The organism is Psychromonas sp. MME2, assembly GCF_040566515.1.
Classification (GTDB): domain Bacteria; phylum Pseudomonadota; class Gammaproteobacteria; order Enterobacterales; family Psychromonadaceae; genus Psychromonas.
The window spans coordinates 44,549-64,454 of sequence record NZ_JBEWXI010000010.1 but is presented as its reverse complement, the minus strand read 5'-3'; the positions used below and the strand labels follow the sequence as shown (position 1 = coordinate 64,454).

Below are 19,906 nucleotides of genomic sequence, written 5' to 3'. Positions count from 1 at the left end.
AGTTGATCACAAATATTTAACAGTTCTTGATGTATTCTTCTTAGCAATGGCAAGGTTATATAACAACATATCTGACCATTTATGCATGATACATATTAACTATTGACTGAAAGGGAAATATCGATGAAAAAATTGACTATGTTAGCAACATTATGTGCTGGTATCGCGTTTGGTAATTCAGCTATAGCAGAAACAAAATTAGGTTTTACTGTATACAAATATGATGACAATTTCATGGCGGTAGTTCGCCAAGCAATTGAAACAGAAGCCGCTCAATATCCCGAAATTAACTTACTGATGAATGATTCACAAAATAGCCAATCAATGCAAAATGATCAAATTGATGTTTTACTCGCTCGTGGTGTTAAGGCCCTCGCTATCAACTTAGTTGACCCAGCGGCCGCACCAGTTGTTATTAAAAAAGCACAAGAAGAAGATATTCCCGTTGTATTTTACAATAAAGAGCCCTCCGCTAAAGATTTAGCATCATACGACAAAGCTTACTTTGTCGGCACTGTTTCCAAAGATGCAGGTATTATTCAAGCAGAATTAATTGCTAAACAGTGGGCCGCAAATCCACAATGGGACCTAAATGGTGATGGTGTGATTCAATATGTATTATTAAAAGGCGAACCTGGTCACCCAGATGCAGAAGCGCGCTCAAGCTATGTTGTTAGCACCTTAAATGATAGGGGCTACAAAACAGAGGAATTGCATTTAGACACCGCAATGTGGGATACCGCTATGGCAAAAGACAAAATGGATGCTTGGGTATCTGGTCCTAACGGTGAAAAAATTGAAGTAGTTATCGCCAACAATGATGGCATGGCGATGGGTGCAGTAGAATCACTGAAAGCTAATGGTAAAACAAAATTACCTGTATTTGGTGTTGATGCATTAACCGAAGCCCTAGCAATGGTTAAATCAGGACAAATGGCTGGCACAGTGTTAAATGATGCAGAAAACCAAGCTAAAGCAACTTTTGACTTAACGCGCAATTTAGCAGAGGGTCGCCCTGCTGCTGAAGGTACGCAATGGAAGTTAGTTGATCGCGTGGTACGTGTTCCTTATGTCGGTGTAGATAAAAGCAACCTTAAATAAGGTTGCTTAAATGGAATGGGGAAGTGAAATAAGCTTCCCCAATTTTAACTGCAACGGAAATATAATTATGACTACACGATTAGAAAATGAATTTCTATTAGAAATGACAGGGATCAGTAAAGAGTTTCCTGGTGTAAAAGCACTGGACAATGTCAATTTAAAAGTTCGTCCACATTCAATTCATGCTTTGATGGGTGAAAATGGCGCAGGTAAATCTACATTATTAAAGTGCCTTTTTGGCATTTACCAACAAGACGAAGGTAAGATTGTTTTCCTCGGAAAAGAGGTTAATTTTGAATCGTCAAAAGAAGCGCTAGAGTCTGGCGTATCTATGGTGCATCAAGAGCTTAATCAGGTATTACAACGCACTGTAATGGATAATATTTGGCTTGGCAGATACCCGGTAAAAGGCTTTTTTGTCGACCATGACAAAATGTATACCGATACCAAAGCCATTTTTGAAGAGTTAGACATTGATATAGATCCAAAAGTAAAAGTTGCCACTTTATCAGTATCACAAATGCAAATGCTAGAAATTGCCAAGGCATTCTCTTACAACGCAAAAATAGTCATTATGGATGAACCGACCTCTTCGCTAAGTGAAAAAGAAGTTAGTCATCTTTTCAAAATAATTAATAAGTTAAAAGATAAAGGCTGCGGTATCGTCTATATCTCTCATAAAATGGAAGAGATCTTTACCATTTGCGATGAAATTACCATTCTCCGCGATGGGGTATGGATAGAAACCCGTCCTTTAAAAGGACTTGACATGGATAAGATCATCAACATGATGGTTGGCCGTGATCTAACACACCGTTTTCCAGAAAAAAACAATGTGGTTAAAGAAGTTATTCTCGAAGTTAAAAATTTAACAGCAGCAAATCAACCTTCAATTAAAGATATTAGCTTCGATCTACACAAAGGTGAAATATTAGGTATTGCCGGATTGGTTGGCGCAAAGCGAACCGATATTGTTGAGACCTTGTTTGGCATCCGAGAGCGCAGAACGGGTGAAATTATTCTTCATGGTAAGCATCTTGCCATACATGATGCACATGATGCTATTAATAGTGGTCTTGCATTGGTCACAGAGGAACGCCGCGCAACGGGTATCTACAGTAATTTAGACATCACTTTTAACTCTCTCGTTGCCAATGTGAGTCAATATAAAAGTAAATCTGGCCTGCTTAGTAATAAGAAAATGAAAAGTGATACCCAGTGGGTTATTGACTCTATGAGTGTAAAAACCCCTTCCCATCAAACCAATATAGGCTCACTTTCCGGAGGCAATCAACAAAAAGTTATTATAGGTCGATGGCTGTTAACGAATCCAGAAATTTTAATGCTAGATGAACCAACGCGAGGTATCGATGTTGGGGCTAAATTTGAAATTTATCAACTAATGCTCAATTTAGCGAATAAAGATAAAGGTATCATCATGATTTCATCGGAGATGCCAGAATTGCTTGGTACAACGGATTGTATATTAGTTATGAGTAATGGTCGCGTGGCAGGCATTGTTAATACAAAAGAGACTACTCAGAATGAAATTTTAGAGCTAGCTGCTCTGTACTTATAATAAATTAAGGAATTAAGGAATTAACATGGACACTCTGAAAAAACTTATGCTAACTCGCTACCTTAAAGAAGGTGGTATTTATGTTGTACTATTCATACTATTAGCTATTATCGTGATTCAAGAACCCTCTTTTCTAAGCTTGCGAAATTTAAGTAATATCCTTACACAATCATCGGTCCGTATTATTATTGCACTAGGTGTTGCCGGATTAATTGTCACACAAGGTACGGACCTTTCTGCTGGTCGTCAGGTTGGTTTAGCCGCAGTATTGTCAGCTACTCTATTGCAGGCACTGGACAACGTTAACAGGGTATTCCCAGACCTTGGGGAGATACCTCTAGTCGTGGTTATTCTTGTGGTTTGTGCTGTAGGGGCAATCATTGGTTTAATAAACGGTATTATTGTTGCCTATTTAAAAGTAACCCCTTTTATTGCGACCTTAGGTACCATGATTATTGTTTATGGTATCAACTCTCTTTATTTCGATACAGTTGGCGCATCTCCAATAGCAGGCTTTGATACAGGCTTCTCAGAGTTTGCACAGGGCTATATCAAGCTAGGGGGATTTAAACTATCCTATTTAACCTTCTATGCTGCAATCTCGATTGGGATTGTCTGGGTTATCTGGAACAAAACAGTATTTGGTAAAAATATTTTTGCAATCGGTGGTAATCCAGAAGCAGCAAAAGTATCTGGTGTAAACGTGCCCATTACTCTACTTAAAATTTACACTCTATCCGGTATATTTTATGCCTTTGGCGGAATGTTAGAAGCAGGTCGTATTGGCAGTGCAACCAATAACCTTGGCTTTATGTATGAGCTTGATGCGATTGCTGCCTGTGTTGTAGGAGGCGTATCATTCGCGGGTGGAGTAGGAAGTGTACTCGGTGTTGTGACCGGTGTATTAATTTTCACAGTCATAAATTATGGGATGACCTATATTGGTGTAAGTCCATACTGGCAGTACATCATTAAAGGTAGTATTATTATTTTTGCGGTAGCGCTAGATTCGATGAAATACGCAAACAAAAAATAACGATACAACAGATGTAATTTCATATGAAAGACAAAACGGGAAACCGCTTTGTCTTTTTTAACTTTACAAGGATGTTTATAATGAATATATCTTTCAAAGGCAAAATATTTACACTTTTCGGATTTATCGTCGTTTTAGCAATCGTCACCTCGTACCTCAGTGCAAACCATTATATTAGCCATTACATTTACGATACCAGTGTTAAAAATACAACGAGTCAACTTGCCTTAGTTAATGACAAATTAAGCAATGATATTGCCAATAAAATATTACTAGCTAAAAATATTGATACTGGCTCAGCTAGCCTTGAAGTATTACAAAAAGAGTCTGGATTCTTTCGTATCAATAAAATTATTCAGGGCATCATTTTTACGGATCACGGCACTGAAAACGATCCAAGCATTAAAGAAAAAACATTGAAAATACTCACTGATGCAGGAGAAAATATTACCGTTAGTGATATTATTAGTGAAAATGATAAACCAATTATGACCGTGACTATTCCCGGAAAAAATGGCCGTGGGAATATCTTTTTTGTCGATCTAACCGATATTAAAACGTTATTAGAAAATTCAGTGACCCAAGGTAGCTATATTGAATTAACAGATGCGGCTAACAATATCCTATTTAGTAATAAAATTGATGGCGACTTGATCAAGGTACAGCATGAAATTCTTGTCGGTAACAATTCATGGAATCTAACAGGTTATATTGACAAGTCATACATAGAACATCAGACCAACGCGCTAAATGGCTCGATTACATTAGCATTATTCATAGCAGGCATTGTCTTGATTGCCTTAAGTGTTATTCTCGTGCGCATTGCCTATTTACCAATTGTACATTTACGTGAAGTAGTCATTGATCTTGCCAGTGGCGAAGCTGATTTAACCAAACGTTTACAAGTAGATAGCAATGATGACCTCGGCCTTATCGCCTCGGGTATTAATAAATTCACTGAAAATTTGCAAGGGCTGATGCTCGATGTAGCAAAAACAACAGAGAATTTAGGTGATCGAGTGACACAAATATCAGATAAAGCAGCCCTCAATCATGACTTAATGGATGCTCATGCTAAGGAAACCGAACAAGCCGTCAGTGCCATTACGGAGATGAGTGCGACGGCTGATTCAGTGGCAGAAAGTGCACTAACCGCATCGCAATTAACTGAAGATTCATCTCAACAAGCTGAACTATGCAAGGGGCTAGTACGAAACTCAGTGACCAGCATCGAAGCATTAATCAACGATGTTGAAGATATGTCTACATCTATTTTTACGCTTAATAACGATATTACCAATATAGGTAAAGTGTTAAGTGTGATTGGTGGTATTGCTGAACAAACTAACTTACTGGCATTAAATGCCGCGATAGAAGCAGCACGAGCCGGAGAGCAAGGCAGAGGTTTTGCTGTTGTCGCCGATGAAGTTCGCTCGCTTGCTAGTCGTACACAGGACTCTACCAAAGAGATTAATGCTATGCTCTTAAAACTCCAATCAGGTACCTCTTCTGTTGTTAGCGCAATGGAAAATACTAAACAAGGTTGCCAAGCCTCAGCAAAGGCAACAGAAAAGAGCACACATTCATTGAATACAATGACAGACTCTATTGCAGAAATAAGTTCTCTTAACACACAAATAGCTGCCGCAGCTGAGCAACAAAGTGTCACCACTAATGAAATATCCCGCAATATGACGATGATTCAAACGATGATAGGTGAGCTAGAAGCAAATGGAACCGAGACATTAAATAGTGTGACAGAAATTGAGAAAAGCAAATCACAACTCATTGAAGTGGTGAAACATTTTAAATTATGTTAACAATTTAAAAGTAATTTAAACAATCAAAAAAGACAAAGCTTTTGCTTTGTCTTTTTATTTTTATCGGCGCAAAACAGATAATACCAAGTAATTCCAATGCTACTAATTTGTAATCCTATCTGTTTCACTAAGGATGGGCAATATGGCTTAAAACTTATCAGTGTTAAAAGTCAGTGCTATTTGGTAATGGTAATGTTCTCTATCCAACAAAAATTCCTTATGAACACTTGGACTCCATGAGTCATCTCCACCTACTCCCATATGAAATGCATCTAAATTAACATAAAGTCTCCCTTCATCAATCAATTCTTTCGGAGTGTTTCGCCTGTGCAAGGTTTTTTTGACTATAACGACTCACACCAAAATGAAACTGCCCAACTACTTCTAAGGTGCCAATCTGTAACTCTTTAACATCACAACGTAAACCGTTTTCCGATGGAAAAATATACGGGGTATGCATTTCATCAACAGATCGGCAATAACGCCCAATATGTGCAGAAGAAAGCCGATCTGGATAATTTTCATGGGGGCCGCGACCGAACCAATGCACATTATCATCATTATTTTGCAGCACTAAAGTCATTCCAATTCGAGCTAATGCAGGTAAAGATTTCGCTACATTGACATCGACATTAATAAGCACCAGACCATTAATATCGATGCTATATTGCCATCTAGTAGTAATTAGCAACTTATCATTAGAGTAATACTCAAATTCAATATTAACCAATATATGATGTGCCATTTTTACTGTTTCAAAATAACGACATTTACGCTGTAAACCAGATAAACCCCCCTCCCAACGCGTCACCCAAGCATTGGGATCAACACAATCCGCTTGACTAGTACCGATATCATTATCTAATGGAGCACGATAAAAATTATCTAATGGCCCCAATAGCATCTGTTCTTTAGCTTGCACCAACCAATGACTAATAACACCTCTGTTTTTATCGATAGTAATAGCAAAATTAGCACCACTTATTTTAATGCTATCCTCTGTTTCTAATACATCGGGAGCCCTATTCGCCGATATCGCAGGGGGGGCTAATTGCATTATAGAATCTAGTTTAATTTGATCAGTGGCCACAACAAACCCCTGCGATGCCCATGGTTTATCTTTATTTAATACAATTTCTAAATTGAGAAAATAATCACACCCAACCTTCTGTGTAGGGTAGATTTCCAGTAACGTTAATATTTGCTTACTTTTAGCTGCTATCTCTAAAGCAAAATTGCCCGATGCTACTTCATTACCATCTTCTGTTATGGTCCAATGTAACGCCTCATTGACCGTTTCAATAAATAGATTTTCATTATGAATCTCAATTTGTAATGATTGGCCTGGCACTTTCTTAAACTGGTAAAATTGCTGTGCTTTTTTTGCTTCAACTAGGGTTGGATGAAAACTACAATCAGGAAAAAGCAAACCATTAATACAAAATTGTCGGTCATTAATGTGATCACCAAAATCACCACCATAGCCCCAAAAATGTTGTCCATTGAAATCAGTCATTGTCAAACCTTGGTCAACCCAGTCCCATATAAATCCACCTTGTAAACGAGGATATTCACGAAAGGCTCGCCAATATTTATCAAAGCATCCAAGACTATTTCCCATCGCATGGGCATATTCACATAAAATCAATGGGCGCTGTTCATTAGGCATAGATAACCATTTTTTTATCGATAATTTTGGCACAACGTCTGCATCATTAGCTAGGGTTATATCTTCGTCCACTCTAGCATACATAGGGGTAATAATATCAGTAGCGGCAGTGTTCGCCCCCCCGCCTTCATACTGAACAACTCGTGTTGGATCTTTACGTTTAGTCCATTGATACATGGCATGGTGATTATAGCCAATACCAGATTCATTACCTAAAGACCATATAATAATGGACGGATGATTCTTATCACGTTCAACCATTCGCGTCATGCGGCGCATGTACGCGGTTAACCAACTACTATCATTAGATAGGCGTGACATGGGAGCTTGTCCATGGGTTTCAATATTCGCCTCATCAACAACATACAATCCATATTGATCACATAAATCATACCAACGTGGATGATTGGGATAATGAGCAGTACGTACCGCATTAAAATTATTTTGTTTGAGTAATTTTATATCTATAAGCATGTCTTCAATAGAAATTGCATGGCCTTTTTCTGGATGATGTTCATGACGGTTAACACCGCGAATAAGAATAGCTTCACCATTTACCTTAAGTAATCCATCACTAATTTCCACAGCACGAAAACCAACTTGGTAAGCTTCACTTTCAATAATTTTATTATCTACATCAAGTAAAGACACCACGACTCGATACAAATATGGAGATTCTGCGCTCCATTTCTGTACCGATGGTACGGTAATGTTATGTTCTGCGCTATCTAACGCTACGCCATTTTCATCAATAACTCTTTCACCGAAAGGCGCCAAAATGGCCTCTGTAACAGCACCTAATTGAGCATCAAACAATTGAACTTGTACTCGATGCGCAGTACTACGCTCACTTAAGCAGGTCTTAACATATAATGAACCGTGATTATAACAAGCATCCAAACTAGTGCGGACAGTCACATCATTAATACAAATAGGTGCTTTACTTAGCAAGGATACATCCCGAAAAATACCGCTTAACCACCACATATCTTGATCTTCAAGGTATGAGCCATCTGACCAACGCATGACCATCACGGTAATTTGATTTTTGCCTAACACTAGTTGTTTACTGAGATCAAACTCCGCAGGTAAACGACTATCTTGAGAATAACCAATCCAAATCCCATTACACCAAAGATGAAATGCTGAGTTAACACCATCAAAGATAATACGCTGCTGACGCCCCTGCCAATTCACTGGCAAATCAAAATAACAACGATAAATTCCCGTTGGATTATCCTTTGGAACAAAAGGAGGATTATCGACAAAGGGATATTTTACATTTGTGTAAATAGGTTTATCGTAACCTTGTAACTGCCAATTACTCGGCACAGTAATCTCAGGCCAATCACTGTCATCAAAATCCACTTCAACGGAATTCAGCAGGCACAACCTCTGGTTGTGAAAATAAATTAAAACGCCATTGACCATTTAATGAAGACATAAATTCAGAAGATTCATTATGAATCGCTGATTTTAATGAATGATATGAATACAAAGGAGCATGCGCTTCTATTACATTAAAATAAGTGATGTGTTGATTTTCCCAATCTCTGGCTTGAATAATTTCTGAAAATTTTCTCATTTTAGTCCTTGCGTTTGATAGCACTAAATAGTAATGTAAACGTTTACATGATAGTGTATTCTTATTTGCGTTTTAGAAACTAGAGATAGCTAGCATTTTATAACTTCAGTAACGTATAATTCATTTTATTATAAAAAATATAAGCAATAATTATAGTATCACTTAACGTCATTATTTATAGATTGAACACTGGCATAAAGTATAACCCATTGTTTAATATATAAATTAAAGTTGTAAACAAACTATACGTTCGTAATCTGATTGCTATGTTTACAGATGATCCAACACAAACATGTGTTACAATTCGTTACAATCTCAGGTTTAGCATCATATTTACTACAAGCAAGATAATGTAATTCGAATATTTAAAGAGAATAAAAATGGCAACGATCAAAGATGTAGCTAGGGAAGCTGGCGTATCTATTGCAACTGTATCAAGAGTGATCAATCAATCACCTCAAGCAGGTAAAGCATCAATCGCTTCTGTACAAGCCGCAATGAAAAAATTGCACTATCGTCCCAATGCAAATGCGCGCGCATTAGTCAGTAAAAACACCAATACTATTGGCGTCTTGGTAAGCGATGTTTCTGATCCGTTTTTTGGTTCATTACTAAAAGGTGTTGATCAAGTTGCCCGTCAAAATAATATGCACTTATTAATAGGGAATGGCTACCATAATCCTCAAACGGAAAGAGAGGCCATTGATATTTTGATTAACAGTAGAAGTAAATCATTAATTATTCACTCAAAAGGGCTAAGTGATCAAGAATTGATCGATTTTGCAACCGAAGTACCTGGCATGGTATTGATCAACCGTTTTATTCCAGAACTCGCTGACCGTTGTATTGCCTTTGATAATTATAATGCCGCTTATATGGCAACCGAGTATCTAATCAAACATGGTCATAAAGAAATTGCTTATATTAATTCAGATCACAAGATAAGTGATGCCAATGATCGCAAAGCAGGTTACCTTAAAGCGCTACAAGATAACCACCTATCTTGTTCTGATGACTATACCCTAGATGCACATCTTAGTGACACCTGTGGATATACAGCAATGACAGAACTATTAGCGAAAAACCTACCTATTACAGCTGTACTCGCATATAACGACTATATGGCAGCAGGTGCATTAATGGCATTAAATGAACATAATATTGCCGTTCCTGAAAAAATATCACTAATCGGTTTTGATAATGGGCTAATCGCCCGTTATATACATCCACAATTAACCACCATCAACTACCCTATTAAACTAATGGGTATCCAGGCAACGGAACTATCACTTAAATTAGCAAAAAATCAGAAATTCGAATCGGCAAGCAATATGTTTGCACCAACACTAGTACAACGATTATCTGTAGCTAATAAAAATTAGAGAAATACCACCCCCTCTCCATAATATTGTGTTGAGGAAAAATGATGGAAAGCAAGGCGCGTGATTGTGTATTATACCAATCGGATTGGCTATGTGATTTAAATTTTGCGCAGGAAAAATGGCTTAATTCAAGGCGTAATTTGACGTAAATGGTTATTCCCTTTGCGAAAATTACAACGCAGCAGTAAGTTGTTTTAACCAGTAAAATAAATCAGCTATTTATCGGAATTGCTATTACTCCGATTAGTATTAGAGGACTATTCTATTGCAATTGAAGCAGCACTACTGTCTATTATTTTAACCAACAAGATAGAGCAGATATTTATGCGGATTGGCATTATTAAATCATTAGTTTGATCTAAGCCAATTAGATTCTCAAGACATTGTATCTTAAAAATTAGCAGTTCAGTAATTAGAGGGGTTATCTGAAATGTATTGTAGAAATATGCTAGGGTCAATTAAAGATGGTGGGCGATACTGGGCTTGAACCAGTGACCCCCGCCTTGTAAGGGCGGTGCTCTCCCAACTGAGCTAATCGCCCATCTTTAATTACTAGTTAATTGTTCATTTTACTTCTGAATCAAGAAGCTTAAAGATGGTGGGCGATACTGGGCTTGAACCAGTGACCCCCGCCTTGTAAGGGCGGTGCTCTCCCAACTGAGCTAATCGCCCATCTTTAATTACTAATTAATTATTCATTTTACTTCTGAATTAGGAAGTTTAAAGATGGTGGGCGATACTGGGCTTGAACCAGTGACCCCCGCCTTGTAAGGGCGGTGCTCTCCCAACTGAGCTAATCGCCCATCTTTAATTACTAATTAATTATTCATTTTACTTCTGAATTAGGAAGTCTAAAGATGGTGGGCGATACTGGGCTTGAACCAGTGACCCCCGCCTTGTAAGGGCGGTGCTCTCCCAACTGAGCTAATCGCCCATCTTTAATTACTAATTAATTATTCATTTTACTTCTGAATCAAGAAGTTTAAAGATGGTGGGCGATACTGGGCTTGAACCAGTGACCCCCGCCTTGTAAGGGCGGTGCTCTCCCAACTGAGCTAATCGCCCATCTTTAAATATTAACAAGGTTACTTTTAAATTAAAAACAACACATTGTTTGTGGGGCGTATTATAGGGATCGCCTTTTTTCAGTCAAGCCTTTTTATCATAAAAACTTCCTTTTATGTCCAACTGCTCAAAGGTCGAACAAAGTCAGCTCAAATAATGTATTAAGTGCGTCTGCCTCCATCATATTTCAATATGCAAACTCAATCAGCAAAACGTACTGAGCTAACATCTGACAAAGCATCTTGCGATATATGAATGAATTAATATAAATAGTTAATGTAATTACATTGGTATTGGTTAAAATACGCTTTTTACTGTTAATACTTATTTCTTAAGGAACACTTTATGACCGTTAAAACACGCTTTGCCCCAAGTCCTACTGGATTTTTACATGTTGGAGGTGCTCGTACAGCACTTTATTCTTGGTTACACGCAAAAAGCCAAGGTGGAAAGTTTGTTTTACGTATTGAAGATACGGACATTGAACGCTCTTCACAGGAAGCCGTTGATGCCATTTTAGAAGGTATGAGCTGGCTTGGGTTAAATTGGGATGAAGGCCCCTACTACCAAACAAAACGGTTTGAACGCTATACAGAGATAATCAATAAAATGTTAGCCGAAGGTACAGCATATAAATGTTATTGCACAAAAGAACGTGTTAATGCTTTACGTGAAGCCCAAGAAAAGGCGGGCGAAGCTGCTCGTTACGATGGAAAATGTCGTGACATAGAAGTTACCGACACCGATCAGCCTTATGTCGTTCGTTTTAAAAATCCTAAGGAAGGTAGTGTAAAATTTGCTGATCATGTACGTGGCAATATTGAATTTTCCAATAAGGAATTAGACGATTTAATTATCCAAAGAACAGATGGCACACCGACTTATAACTTCTGTGTGGTAGTCGATGATTGGGATATGGGCATTACCGATGTTGTACGTGGTGAAGACCATATTAATAATACACCTCGTCAAATCAACATATTAAATGCTTTAAAAGCACCATTACCAGAGTATGCGCATGTCTCTATGATATTAGGTGACGATGGAGCAAAACTTTCAAAACGTCATGGTGCAGTCTCTGTCATGCAATATCGCGATGAAGGGTATCTTCCGGAAGCGTTAAAAAATTATTTAGTACGATTAGGTTGGTCACATGGCGACCAAGAAATTTTCTCAGAACAAGAGATGCTGGACCTATTTTCCTTAGATGCGATCAATAAAGCCCCTTCGGCTTTTAATACCGACAAACTTATCTGGTTAAATCAACACTATATTAAAACATTAGCGCCTGAATATATTGCAGAACATTTACAATGGCACATGAATCAGCAAAATATAGACATAACTAACGGCCCGGCACTGACGGAAATCGTCACCGCTTTATCCGAGCGAGCGAAAACATTAGTGGACTTGGCTGCTTCAAGTCGTTATTTCTTTGAAGAGTACGAAGAGTTTGAAGCAAAAGCTGCTAAAAACCATCTTCGCCCAGTTGCTAAAGAGGCGTTGACTTTAGTACAACAAAAACTAGAAGAAAATGATGATTGGACTGACAATACACTACATCAACTTATTCAAGAAACTGCGGATCAGTTAGAAGTTGGCATGGGTAAGGTGGGTATGCCTCTTCGGGTTGCCATTACAGGTGGAGGTCAATCGCCTTCTTTAGATGTTACTTTGCGTTTAATCGGTAAACAACGATTGATTGCTCGTATCACTCGCGCGCTTGAATTTATAGCGGCACGTGAAGCTACCCAATAAAAATTCACACTAAATTAGAAATTTTTATTGACACTTTTAAACGAGATGCATATTATGCATCTCGTTTGTTATACCTAGACATTTCAAACAGTTACTCAAGTAAAAGTGGGGCTATAGCTCAGCTGGGAGAGCGCAACGCTGGCAGCGTTGAGGTCTGCGGTTCGATCCCGCATAGCTCCACCACTTTTACTATACCCAACTAGCGCACCTCATTTCACACGACTATTCTTATAAGTACAAAATACCTTACAAATTATTCCGATTGCTATCCCTGTAATAAGCAGCTTGGCAGAGCAGCCATATTAGGCTGCTATCGATTAATTGATACCCGCTAATTAATGAATAGGATAAAAAGGAATAACCGTTTTTTCTTGAAAATATGCCTCAACCGAGGTTAAATCATCACTATTTTCTTCATCTCTCGATATCATAATATTTTTATCTTGCATAACAATAGTTAGCGATTTCTCCTTTCCTGTGACTTCATCATCGCACAACTCCGCAAAGGATAAATATAATTTCACAGTAAGCTGATCATCAGCTATTTTCATTAGCTTTATATCAACCAGACGGCATTTAGCAAAGGGCAAGCCAATCGTTGTCTGTAATGCTTCCTTTTCACTAGCACTTAATGGTTCTTCTTCTTCATCTAAATAATCTGTACGAATTAAACCATCTTTGTTGACCCAAGAAGTTAATGAACTTTTTAAATTACAATTATATAACTCAACATAGGAAGAATTACTAATTTCAAATGTACCTTGATAAAAACATAAATGGTCAACTCTTCGGTTCTCTGGGCGTGCTAATTTTTGCACATAAGTGTAGAACTTAAACATAGCCTGATAATTACGTGCATTGTATTTTACAACCTTATTAGGGCGACAATCATTAAACATATCCAATAATGCTTTTTCAACTTGCAAACGTAAAACATCGGTATCGTGAAGAAATGCAACATCAATATTGCAGGTAACATCATCAGAGGAATATAAATCATTATTTGTTACACGATAGTATCCCTGCAAACCTTGATACTGCATTTCTATTAAATTAACACCTTCAATTGGCGAGCCAATTAATTTCACTGAAATATCCCGAGCGGTCAAATAGTCAGAAAAATGATTCTCCTGCTTAATATTTTCAAGGAGTATCAATATATCAGCTCCGGTTTTCTCGACATTAAAAACAATAGAGGGATCAAGACCATCTTCATCTATCAAAAAAGGGGTATCCATCATCGGTTTAGAAGTGCTGAGCATATCCGATTCAAAAATATTAGGTTGATCTATTTTTGAATTTACTTTGTAAAAATCAAATGAAGACGGTTGTTCATCTTGTAAATATTGATGTAGTAGATAAGTGACAATCACGATAGCAACACAAATTAACAGTGTTACTAAAAGTACATTATTTTCTACAAACCTAGGCACAATAAATAACGTTAACAAACAGGCAATAGCCGCAGCGCCAAAAAAGATCTTCGGGTTATTAAAATAAGAACATTGATTCGATGGCATTGAGTTTTCAGTATTAGTTGGTTTGGTCATAGTTATTTCTGTATGTTTGTTTAAATTATGTAAGTAAGCGAGTCGTTAATACTTTACTCATTGATACCGATGGTATAGTTATATAATCCAATACATTTAAGAAAAACGGCACTAATTTATCGCGCTCATTTATCGCGGTGCATCATGGGTCAAATAAAGTGACTAATTGTATCATTAGTCACGCAAAAATTACTGAGCAATAGCTCATATTTGCAATCTAAATAAAGATTTTTAGATGATAATTTAACGACTTAAGGATGCAATAACTATTTAGTAACTATTTAATAACGCTGAAAAATAGCACTTTATAATGACCTGTTGTCATTTTACCTTTTATTTGCTAATTAGTTAACGCAATTGAGTAATTGAAATTTGTTCTAGCGCAAGCTTTAAATTGCGATATAAGTCAATTGCAACCGTTTCAGCGAGTTGCAAATAAGGCGTTGATAGCGGACTTTTCGCATCTTTAGCAACCGTAGGGTACCCTTTATCCGTGTCTTCTCGATAAGCAATATGTAAAGGTAGCGCACCTAGAAATGGTAAATTATATTGTTGAGCTAACTTTTTTCCTCCTCCTGTGCCAAAAATAGCCTCCTGATGCCCACAATGACTACAATGATAAACACTCATGTTTTCTATAATACCTGCAACATTAACACCGACCTTATTGAACATGGTTACCCCTTTTTTAGCATCAATTAATGCTACATCTTGTGGCGTGGTTATAACTAATGCACTACTCACAGGGACATTTTGTGACATTGAGAGTTGAATATCGCCAGTTCCAGGAGGCATATCGACAATGAGGTAATCTAACGCAGGCCAATCTGTTTCATTCAGTACTTGCAGCAATGCTTTACTTGCCATCGGGCCACGCCAAATCATGGCCTCTTCTTCCTTAACTAAAAAGCCAATACTGTTACAAACGCAATCATGCGCTTTAATTGGTAACATCAACTTTCCGTCTGCACTTAATGGTTGCGCATCTTTAACACCAAGCATTGAAGGGATAGATGGCCCGTAAATATCGGCATCTAAAATACCAACACTAGCGCCATTTTTGGCTAATGCTAATGCAAAATTAACAGTTACGGTCGATTTCCCTACACCGCCCTTCCCTGAGGCAATAACAATAATGTTTTTAATGTTTTTTAAGCTGCATTTACTGGCATCATTTTGCATCGCCTTAACCTGATGATCAATTTGCCATGAGAATGGCGAAGAAAATAAACTTCCTAATTGTTGCTGGCAATGTTCCTGTAAATTAGCTAACCAATGCGGCGCATAAAAGGGTAAGGTTATTTTGATGAGTGATTTATCTTCATCAACTGAAACGGCATTATTGTCAATAAGTTTAGCCATCACGGCCATATCATCATGCGCCAGCAAACAAGCGTAAACTTTTTCTAATAGACTTTTATTGTTAAAAAACATAGATGCCCCGTTTAATTAAGGAGATTAATAAGTATTAATAGATAATAGATGCAGTTTAGCAAAGCCGTATTTAAATTCATCCACAAAAAAACATCGGCTTTAATCCTTCATATGGCATGGCTTGAACGTATTTAACAGTGGGATTTCCACCATTAATTGGGTAGAATTAACCGCTTAACCCTATTATTTTAGACATAATAAAATTCATTCTCGTTAATTTAGGAAGAATAAATAAAATGGCAAATCAAGATCGTAAAATCCTTGTCACCTGCGCGCTCCCCTATGCCAATGGTCCAATCCATTTAGGACACATGCTTGAACATGTTCAGGCTGATATTTGGGTTCGTTTCCAGCGTTTACGTGGTAATAAAATCCATTTTATTTGTGCCGATGATGCACATGGCACCCCCATTATGCTTAAAGCACAGGAGATGGGAATCGAACCAACCGAGATGATTGCAGATATCAAAGCATCCCATGAACAAGATTTTGCTGGATTTGGTATCAGTTTTGATAATTATCACAGTACCCATAGCGACGAAAATGAATTCCTCTCATCACAAATTTATATTGCTTTACGCGACAATGGTTTTATCGCATCAAAAACAATATCACAGCTTTTTGATCCTGAAAAAGCGATGTTCTTACCCGACCGATTTGTAAAAGGAACGTGTCCGAAGTGTAAGGCAGAAGATCAATATGGCGATAATTGCGATGTTTGTGGGGCTACCTATAATCCAACCGAAATGATTAATCCAAAATCGGCCGTTTCTGGGGCTACGCCAGTTATGAAAGAGACAGAACATTTCTTTTTCAATCTTCCTCAATTTGAAGAGATGCTAAAAGAGTGGACTAAATCAGGTGCTTTACAGACTGAAATGGCTAACAAAGTAGGAGAATGGTTTGAACATGGTTTAAAACAGTGGGACATCACCCGCGATGCACCATACTTTGGCTTTGAAATACCCGATGCACCTGGTAAGTACTTTTACGTTTGGTTGGATGCACCAATCGGTTATATGGGGAGTTTCAAAAATCTTTGTGATAGAACTGATGGGCTTGATTTTGATGAATACTGGAAAAAAGAGAGCAGCACTGAACTCTACCACTTTATCGGTAAAGATATTGTCAATTTCCATAGTTTATTCTGGCCAGCAGTTTTAGAAGGTTCAGGTTTCCGTAAACCAACTGCCGTCAATGTACATGGCTACGTTACTGTTAATGGCGCGAAGATGTCAAAGTCTAAGGGAACTTTCATCAAGGCAAGTACTTACTTAGATAATTTAGATCCCGAATGCTTGCGTTATTATTATGCAGCAAAGCTAACCAATCGCATTGATGACCTCGATCTAAATTTAGACGATTTTACACAGCGAGTTAACTCTGATGTTGTTAATAAATTGGTTAATCTTGCCTCTCGTACTGCCGGTTTCATTGCCAAAAAATACGAAGGTAAACTATCTAGCAAGGTTGCAGCCCCCGAACTATACCAAGCCTTTATTGATGCTGGTGAAAAAATTGCTGAATTATTTGAAAAACGAGATTTTGCCCGTGCGATTCGCGACATTATGTCGCTTGCCGATGATGCTAATAAATATATCGATGACAAAGCGCCATGGGCATTGGCTAAAAAACCAGAAAATGAAGCAGAAGTTCAGGATATTTGCTCAATGGGTATCAATTTATTCCGTGTTTTGATGACCTATTTAAAACCTATCATGCCCAAATTAGCGGCTCGTAGTGAAGATTTTTTAGTTGAAGTTTTAGATTGGAACAGCATTCAAAAACCGCTTGTGGACCATAAGATCAATAACTTTAAAGCGCTATTCCAGCGCATTGAAGCTAAGAATGTCGATGCAATGGTTGAAGCTTCAAAGGAGGCAATCGTCAGTGCTCAATCAAAAGCAGCTGCAGAGGTTAATGACTCTCAATCTGAACTAGATAAAGAACCAATCGCAGCGGAAATTGATTTTGATACTTTTGCAAAAACGGATTTACGCGTCGCATTAATTGCTAAGGCTGAACATGTTCCAAAGGCGAATAAATTATTAAAGCTAACCTTGGATTTAGGCGGGGAAACACGCACCGTCTTTGCGGGCATAAAATCGGCTTACACCCCTGAAGATTTAGAAGGGAAATTAACCGTTATGGTGGCAAACCTTGCGCCTCGTCAAATGAAATTTGGCTTATCTGAAGGGATGGTGCTGGCCGCTGGCCCCGGTGGCAAAGAAATTTACATTTTAAACCCGGACGATGGTGCACAACCAGGCCAACGTATAATGTAATCGTCGCCATTAATATAAAGCCTCATCGCTCAAATCGCTTGAGGCTTTTATTTTTTTAATATTATCTCCACGACCATCAAATAAAATATTTACACTATTATCTATATAGCTATGTGACTTCAAGATGTAAAGTCAACAAGATAAAAATGTCGAGATGCGAGGCATAAAATTAACGTATAGTTTTTCTACATAGCGGTTTTATAAGAAAGCAGATTGCTGCTATTTTCCTTTCCCTAGGGCGCGCTATCACCTGACAGTGCATCTTTAGGTAACCTGGGTTTATACCCCTCATTATTGGAGATATTATGCTATTGCGTGTTTATACAATTTTGACTCTTCTATTTTTCCACCTTCCGCTTTTAGCGACAGAACAAGATGAGCAATATGAAGAGACATTAAATCCCATTTCATACAATAACGCTGAGCAAAATAGTACAGCTATAGATGAGGTTACCACACTACAGGATATTAAAGCCGCCACAGTGGAGAGCCCTGAAAAACAAGTCGATGCAACTAAAATCTGGGAACCATTTGTACTTTTAAACACGATGATTCCAATAAACAGTAGCACGACAGTAAAATGGTATTCAGGACATTTACCCGGCGGTTTTGAAATGGCAACGCCTGTCATTATCATACATGGCAAAGAGCCCGGCCCGACAGTCTGTTTAACGGCAGCTGTTCATGGTGATGAAGTCAACGGAGTCGAAATAGCTCGGCGTATCATGCGCAATCTAACTGCAAGCGAATTAAACGGTACAGTAATTTCGGTTCCTGTGGTCAATATCGATGGATTGTGGCGTAAAGATAGATATATGTCAGATCGGCGAGATCTTAATCGTGCATTTCCCGGTAATCCATCGGGCTCAACCGCATCTAGAGTTGCCTATAGCCTATTTAACAATATTATTCGCCACTGTGATAGCGTTATCGATTTACATTCAGGTTCCATGTATCGTGAAAATATTACTCAATTACGTGCGGACTTAACCATTCCAACTGTAGCGGAAGTAGCGAAACAATTTGGTGCTATTTCAGTTCTGCAGAGTATTGCACCTTCTGGAAGTTTACGCGGTGCAGCAACCTCCATTGGTATACCCGCGGTAGTAATGGAAGTTGGGGGGCCTTTCACCCTTGATATCAAGCTAGTAGAAACAGGTGTAAAGGCGCTTCGTAGCTACCTAAGCTCCATTGATATGTTACCTAGTTCATTTTTTTGGTCTGCGCCACAGCCGATATTTTATGCCTCTAGCTGGATTAGATCTGAACATGGAGGTATTCTGATTAGCCAAGTTAAATTGGGAGAAAAAGTTAATAAAGGTGAATTATTAGGCTCAATTAGTAATCCTATTAACGAGCATGTTGAAACACTTTATGCACCTTTTGATGGTGTGGTATTAGGCCGAGCTCAGGATCAATTCGTGAGTGCTGGCTATGCAGTGTTTAATCTCGGTGAACGACGTGATTTTGAAGAGTTAGAGCAACAGGGTGAACAAATAAAGAAAGACAGCGCAGAAAAAACAGCTAAACAGATGGGTATAGTTAATCTCCCCAATAAGAGTGACAATACCGATAATGATAACAAGAATAATGAAAAAGAATAATGAAAAAGAATAAGAGACATCGCTTGGTTTACCACACT

The 19,906-nt window shown here is 38.0% G+C and carries 10 protein-coding genes, 6 tRNA genes and 1 pseudogene; 9 read left to right on the top strand and 8 right to left on the bottom strand.

Features of this window, described 5'->3' with window-relative positions; all coding sequences use genetic code 11:
• Positions 1-123: 123 nt before the first annotated feature.
• The 4 genes from mglB (at position 124) to AB1A03_RS08775 (ending at position 5,536) form a co-directional block, all read left to right on the top strand.
• The gene (mglB, locus tag AB1A03_RS08790; protein WP_354624297.1) at positions 124-1,101 is read left to right on the top strand and encodes a galactose/glucose ABC transporter substrate-binding protein MglB; all 978 of its coding nucleotides are present in this window, start codon (positions 124-126) and stop codon (positions 1,099-1,101) included.
• Between the two features lie 67 nt (positions 1,102-1,168).
• Positions 1,169-2,680, top strand: a complete 1,512-nt coding sequence (gene mglA, locus AB1A03_RS08785) for a galactose/methyl galactoside ABC transporter ATP-binding protein MglA (RefSeq protein ID WP_354624296.1) — start codon at positions 1,169-1,171, stop codon at positions 2,678-2,680.
• Between the two features lie 25 nt (positions 2,681-2,705).
• The gene (gene mglC / locus AB1A03_RS08780; protein WP_354624295.1) at positions 2,706-3,716 is read left to right on the top strand and encodes a galactose/methyl galactoside ABC transporter permease MglC; all 1,011 of its coding nucleotides are present in this window, start codon (positions 2,706-2,708) and stop codon (positions 3,714-3,716) included.
• An 80-nt stretch (positions 3,717-3,796) separates the two neighbouring features.
• Positions 3,797-5,536, top strand: a complete 1,740-nt coding sequence (locus tag AB1A03_RS08775) for a methyl-accepting chemotaxis protein (RefSeq protein WP_354624294.1) — start codon at positions 3,797-3,799, stop codon at positions 5,534-5,536.
• Positions 5,537-5,683: 147 nt separating this feature from the next.
• Here AB1A03_RS08775 and AB1A03_RS08765 read toward each other — a convergent pair.
• Positions 5,684-8,790 (bottom strand): annotated as a pseudogene (locus AB1A03_RS08765) (beta-galactosidase).
• A gap of 380 nt (positions 8,791-9,170) precedes the next feature.
• Between AB1A03_RS08765 and AB1A03_RS08755 the strand changes: the two are divergent.
• Positions 9,171-10,172 carry a substrate-binding domain-containing protein gene (locus AB1A03_RS08755; protein WP_354624290.1) on the top strand — a complete coding sequence of 334 codons (1,002 nt, stop codon included), beginning with the start codon at positions 9,171-9,173 and terminating at the stop codon, positions 10,170-10,172.
• A 465-nt stretch (positions 10,173-10,637) separates the two neighbouring features.
• Here the strand turns inward: AB1A03_RS08755 and AB1A03_RS08750 are convergent.
• The 5 genes from AB1A03_RS08750 to AB1A03_RS08730 form a co-directional block, all read right to left on the bottom strand.
• Positions 10,638-10,713, bottom strand: a tRNA-Val gene (locus AB1A03_RS08750).
• Between the two features lie 55 nt (positions 10,714-10,768).
• A tRNA-Val gene (locus tag AB1A03_RS08745) sits at positions 10,769-10,844 on the bottom strand.
• Between the two features lie 55 nt (positions 10,845-10,899).
• Positions 10,900-10,975: transfer RNA gene (locus AB1A03_RS08740), tRNA-Val, on the bottom strand.
• Between the two features lie 55 nt (positions 10,976-11,030).
• Positions 11,031-11,106 (bottom strand) — tRNA-Val (locus AB1A03_RS08735).
• Positions 11,107-11,161: 55 nt separating this feature from the next.
• Positions 11,162-11,237, bottom strand: a tRNA-Val gene (locus tag AB1A03_RS08730).
• 345 nt (positions 11,238-11,582) lie between these two features.
• Here AB1A03_RS08730 and gltX point away from each other — a divergent pair.
• Together gltX and AB1A03_RS08720 are read left to right on the top strand one after the other, a co-directional pair.
• The gene (gene gltX / locus AB1A03_RS08725) at positions 11,583-12,995 is read left to right on the top strand and encodes a glutamate--tRNA ligase (protein ID WP_354624289.1); all 1,413 of its coding nucleotides are present in this window, start codon (positions 11,583-11,585) and stop codon (positions 12,993-12,995) included.
• 107 nt (positions 12,996-13,102) lie between these two features.
• Positions 13,103-13,178 (top strand) — tRNA-Ala (locus AB1A03_RS08720).
• Positions 13,179-13,330: 152 nt separating this feature from the next.
• On the opposite strand, the gene AB1A03_RS08715 is transcribed toward AB1A03_RS08720, so the two are convergent.
• The gene (locus AB1A03_RS08715) at positions 13,331-14,545 is read right to left on the bottom strand and encodes a hypothetical protein (RefSeq protein ID WP_354624288.1); all 1,215 of its coding nucleotides are present in this window, start codon (positions 14,543-14,545) and stop codon (positions 13,331-13,333) included.
• Between the two features lie 348 nt (positions 14,546-14,893).
• Positions 14,894-15,979, bottom strand: coding sequence for an iron-sulfur cluster carrier protein ApbC (gene apbC / locus AB1A03_RS08710; RefSeq protein ID WP_354624287.1), 1,086 nt, complete (start codon positions 15,977-15,979; stop codon positions 14,894-14,896).
• Between the two features lie 236 nt (positions 15,980-16,215).
• On the opposite strand from apbC, the gene metG reads away from it, so the two are divergent.
• On the top strand, positions 16,216-18,264 hold the full coding sequence (gene metG, locus AB1A03_RS08705; RefSeq protein ID WP_354624286.1) for a methionine--tRNA ligase: 2,049 nt from the start codon (positions 16,216-16,218) through the stop codon (positions 18,262-18,264).
• Positions 18,265-18,569: 305 nt separating this feature from the next.
• A complete protein-coding gene (locus tag AB1A03_RS08700; protein WP_354624285.1) occupies positions 18,570-19,868 on the top strand; it encodes a succinylglutamate desuccinylase/aspartoacylase family protein in 1,299 nt (432 codons plus the stop codon).
• Positions 19,869-19,906 lie beyond the last annotated feature (38 nt).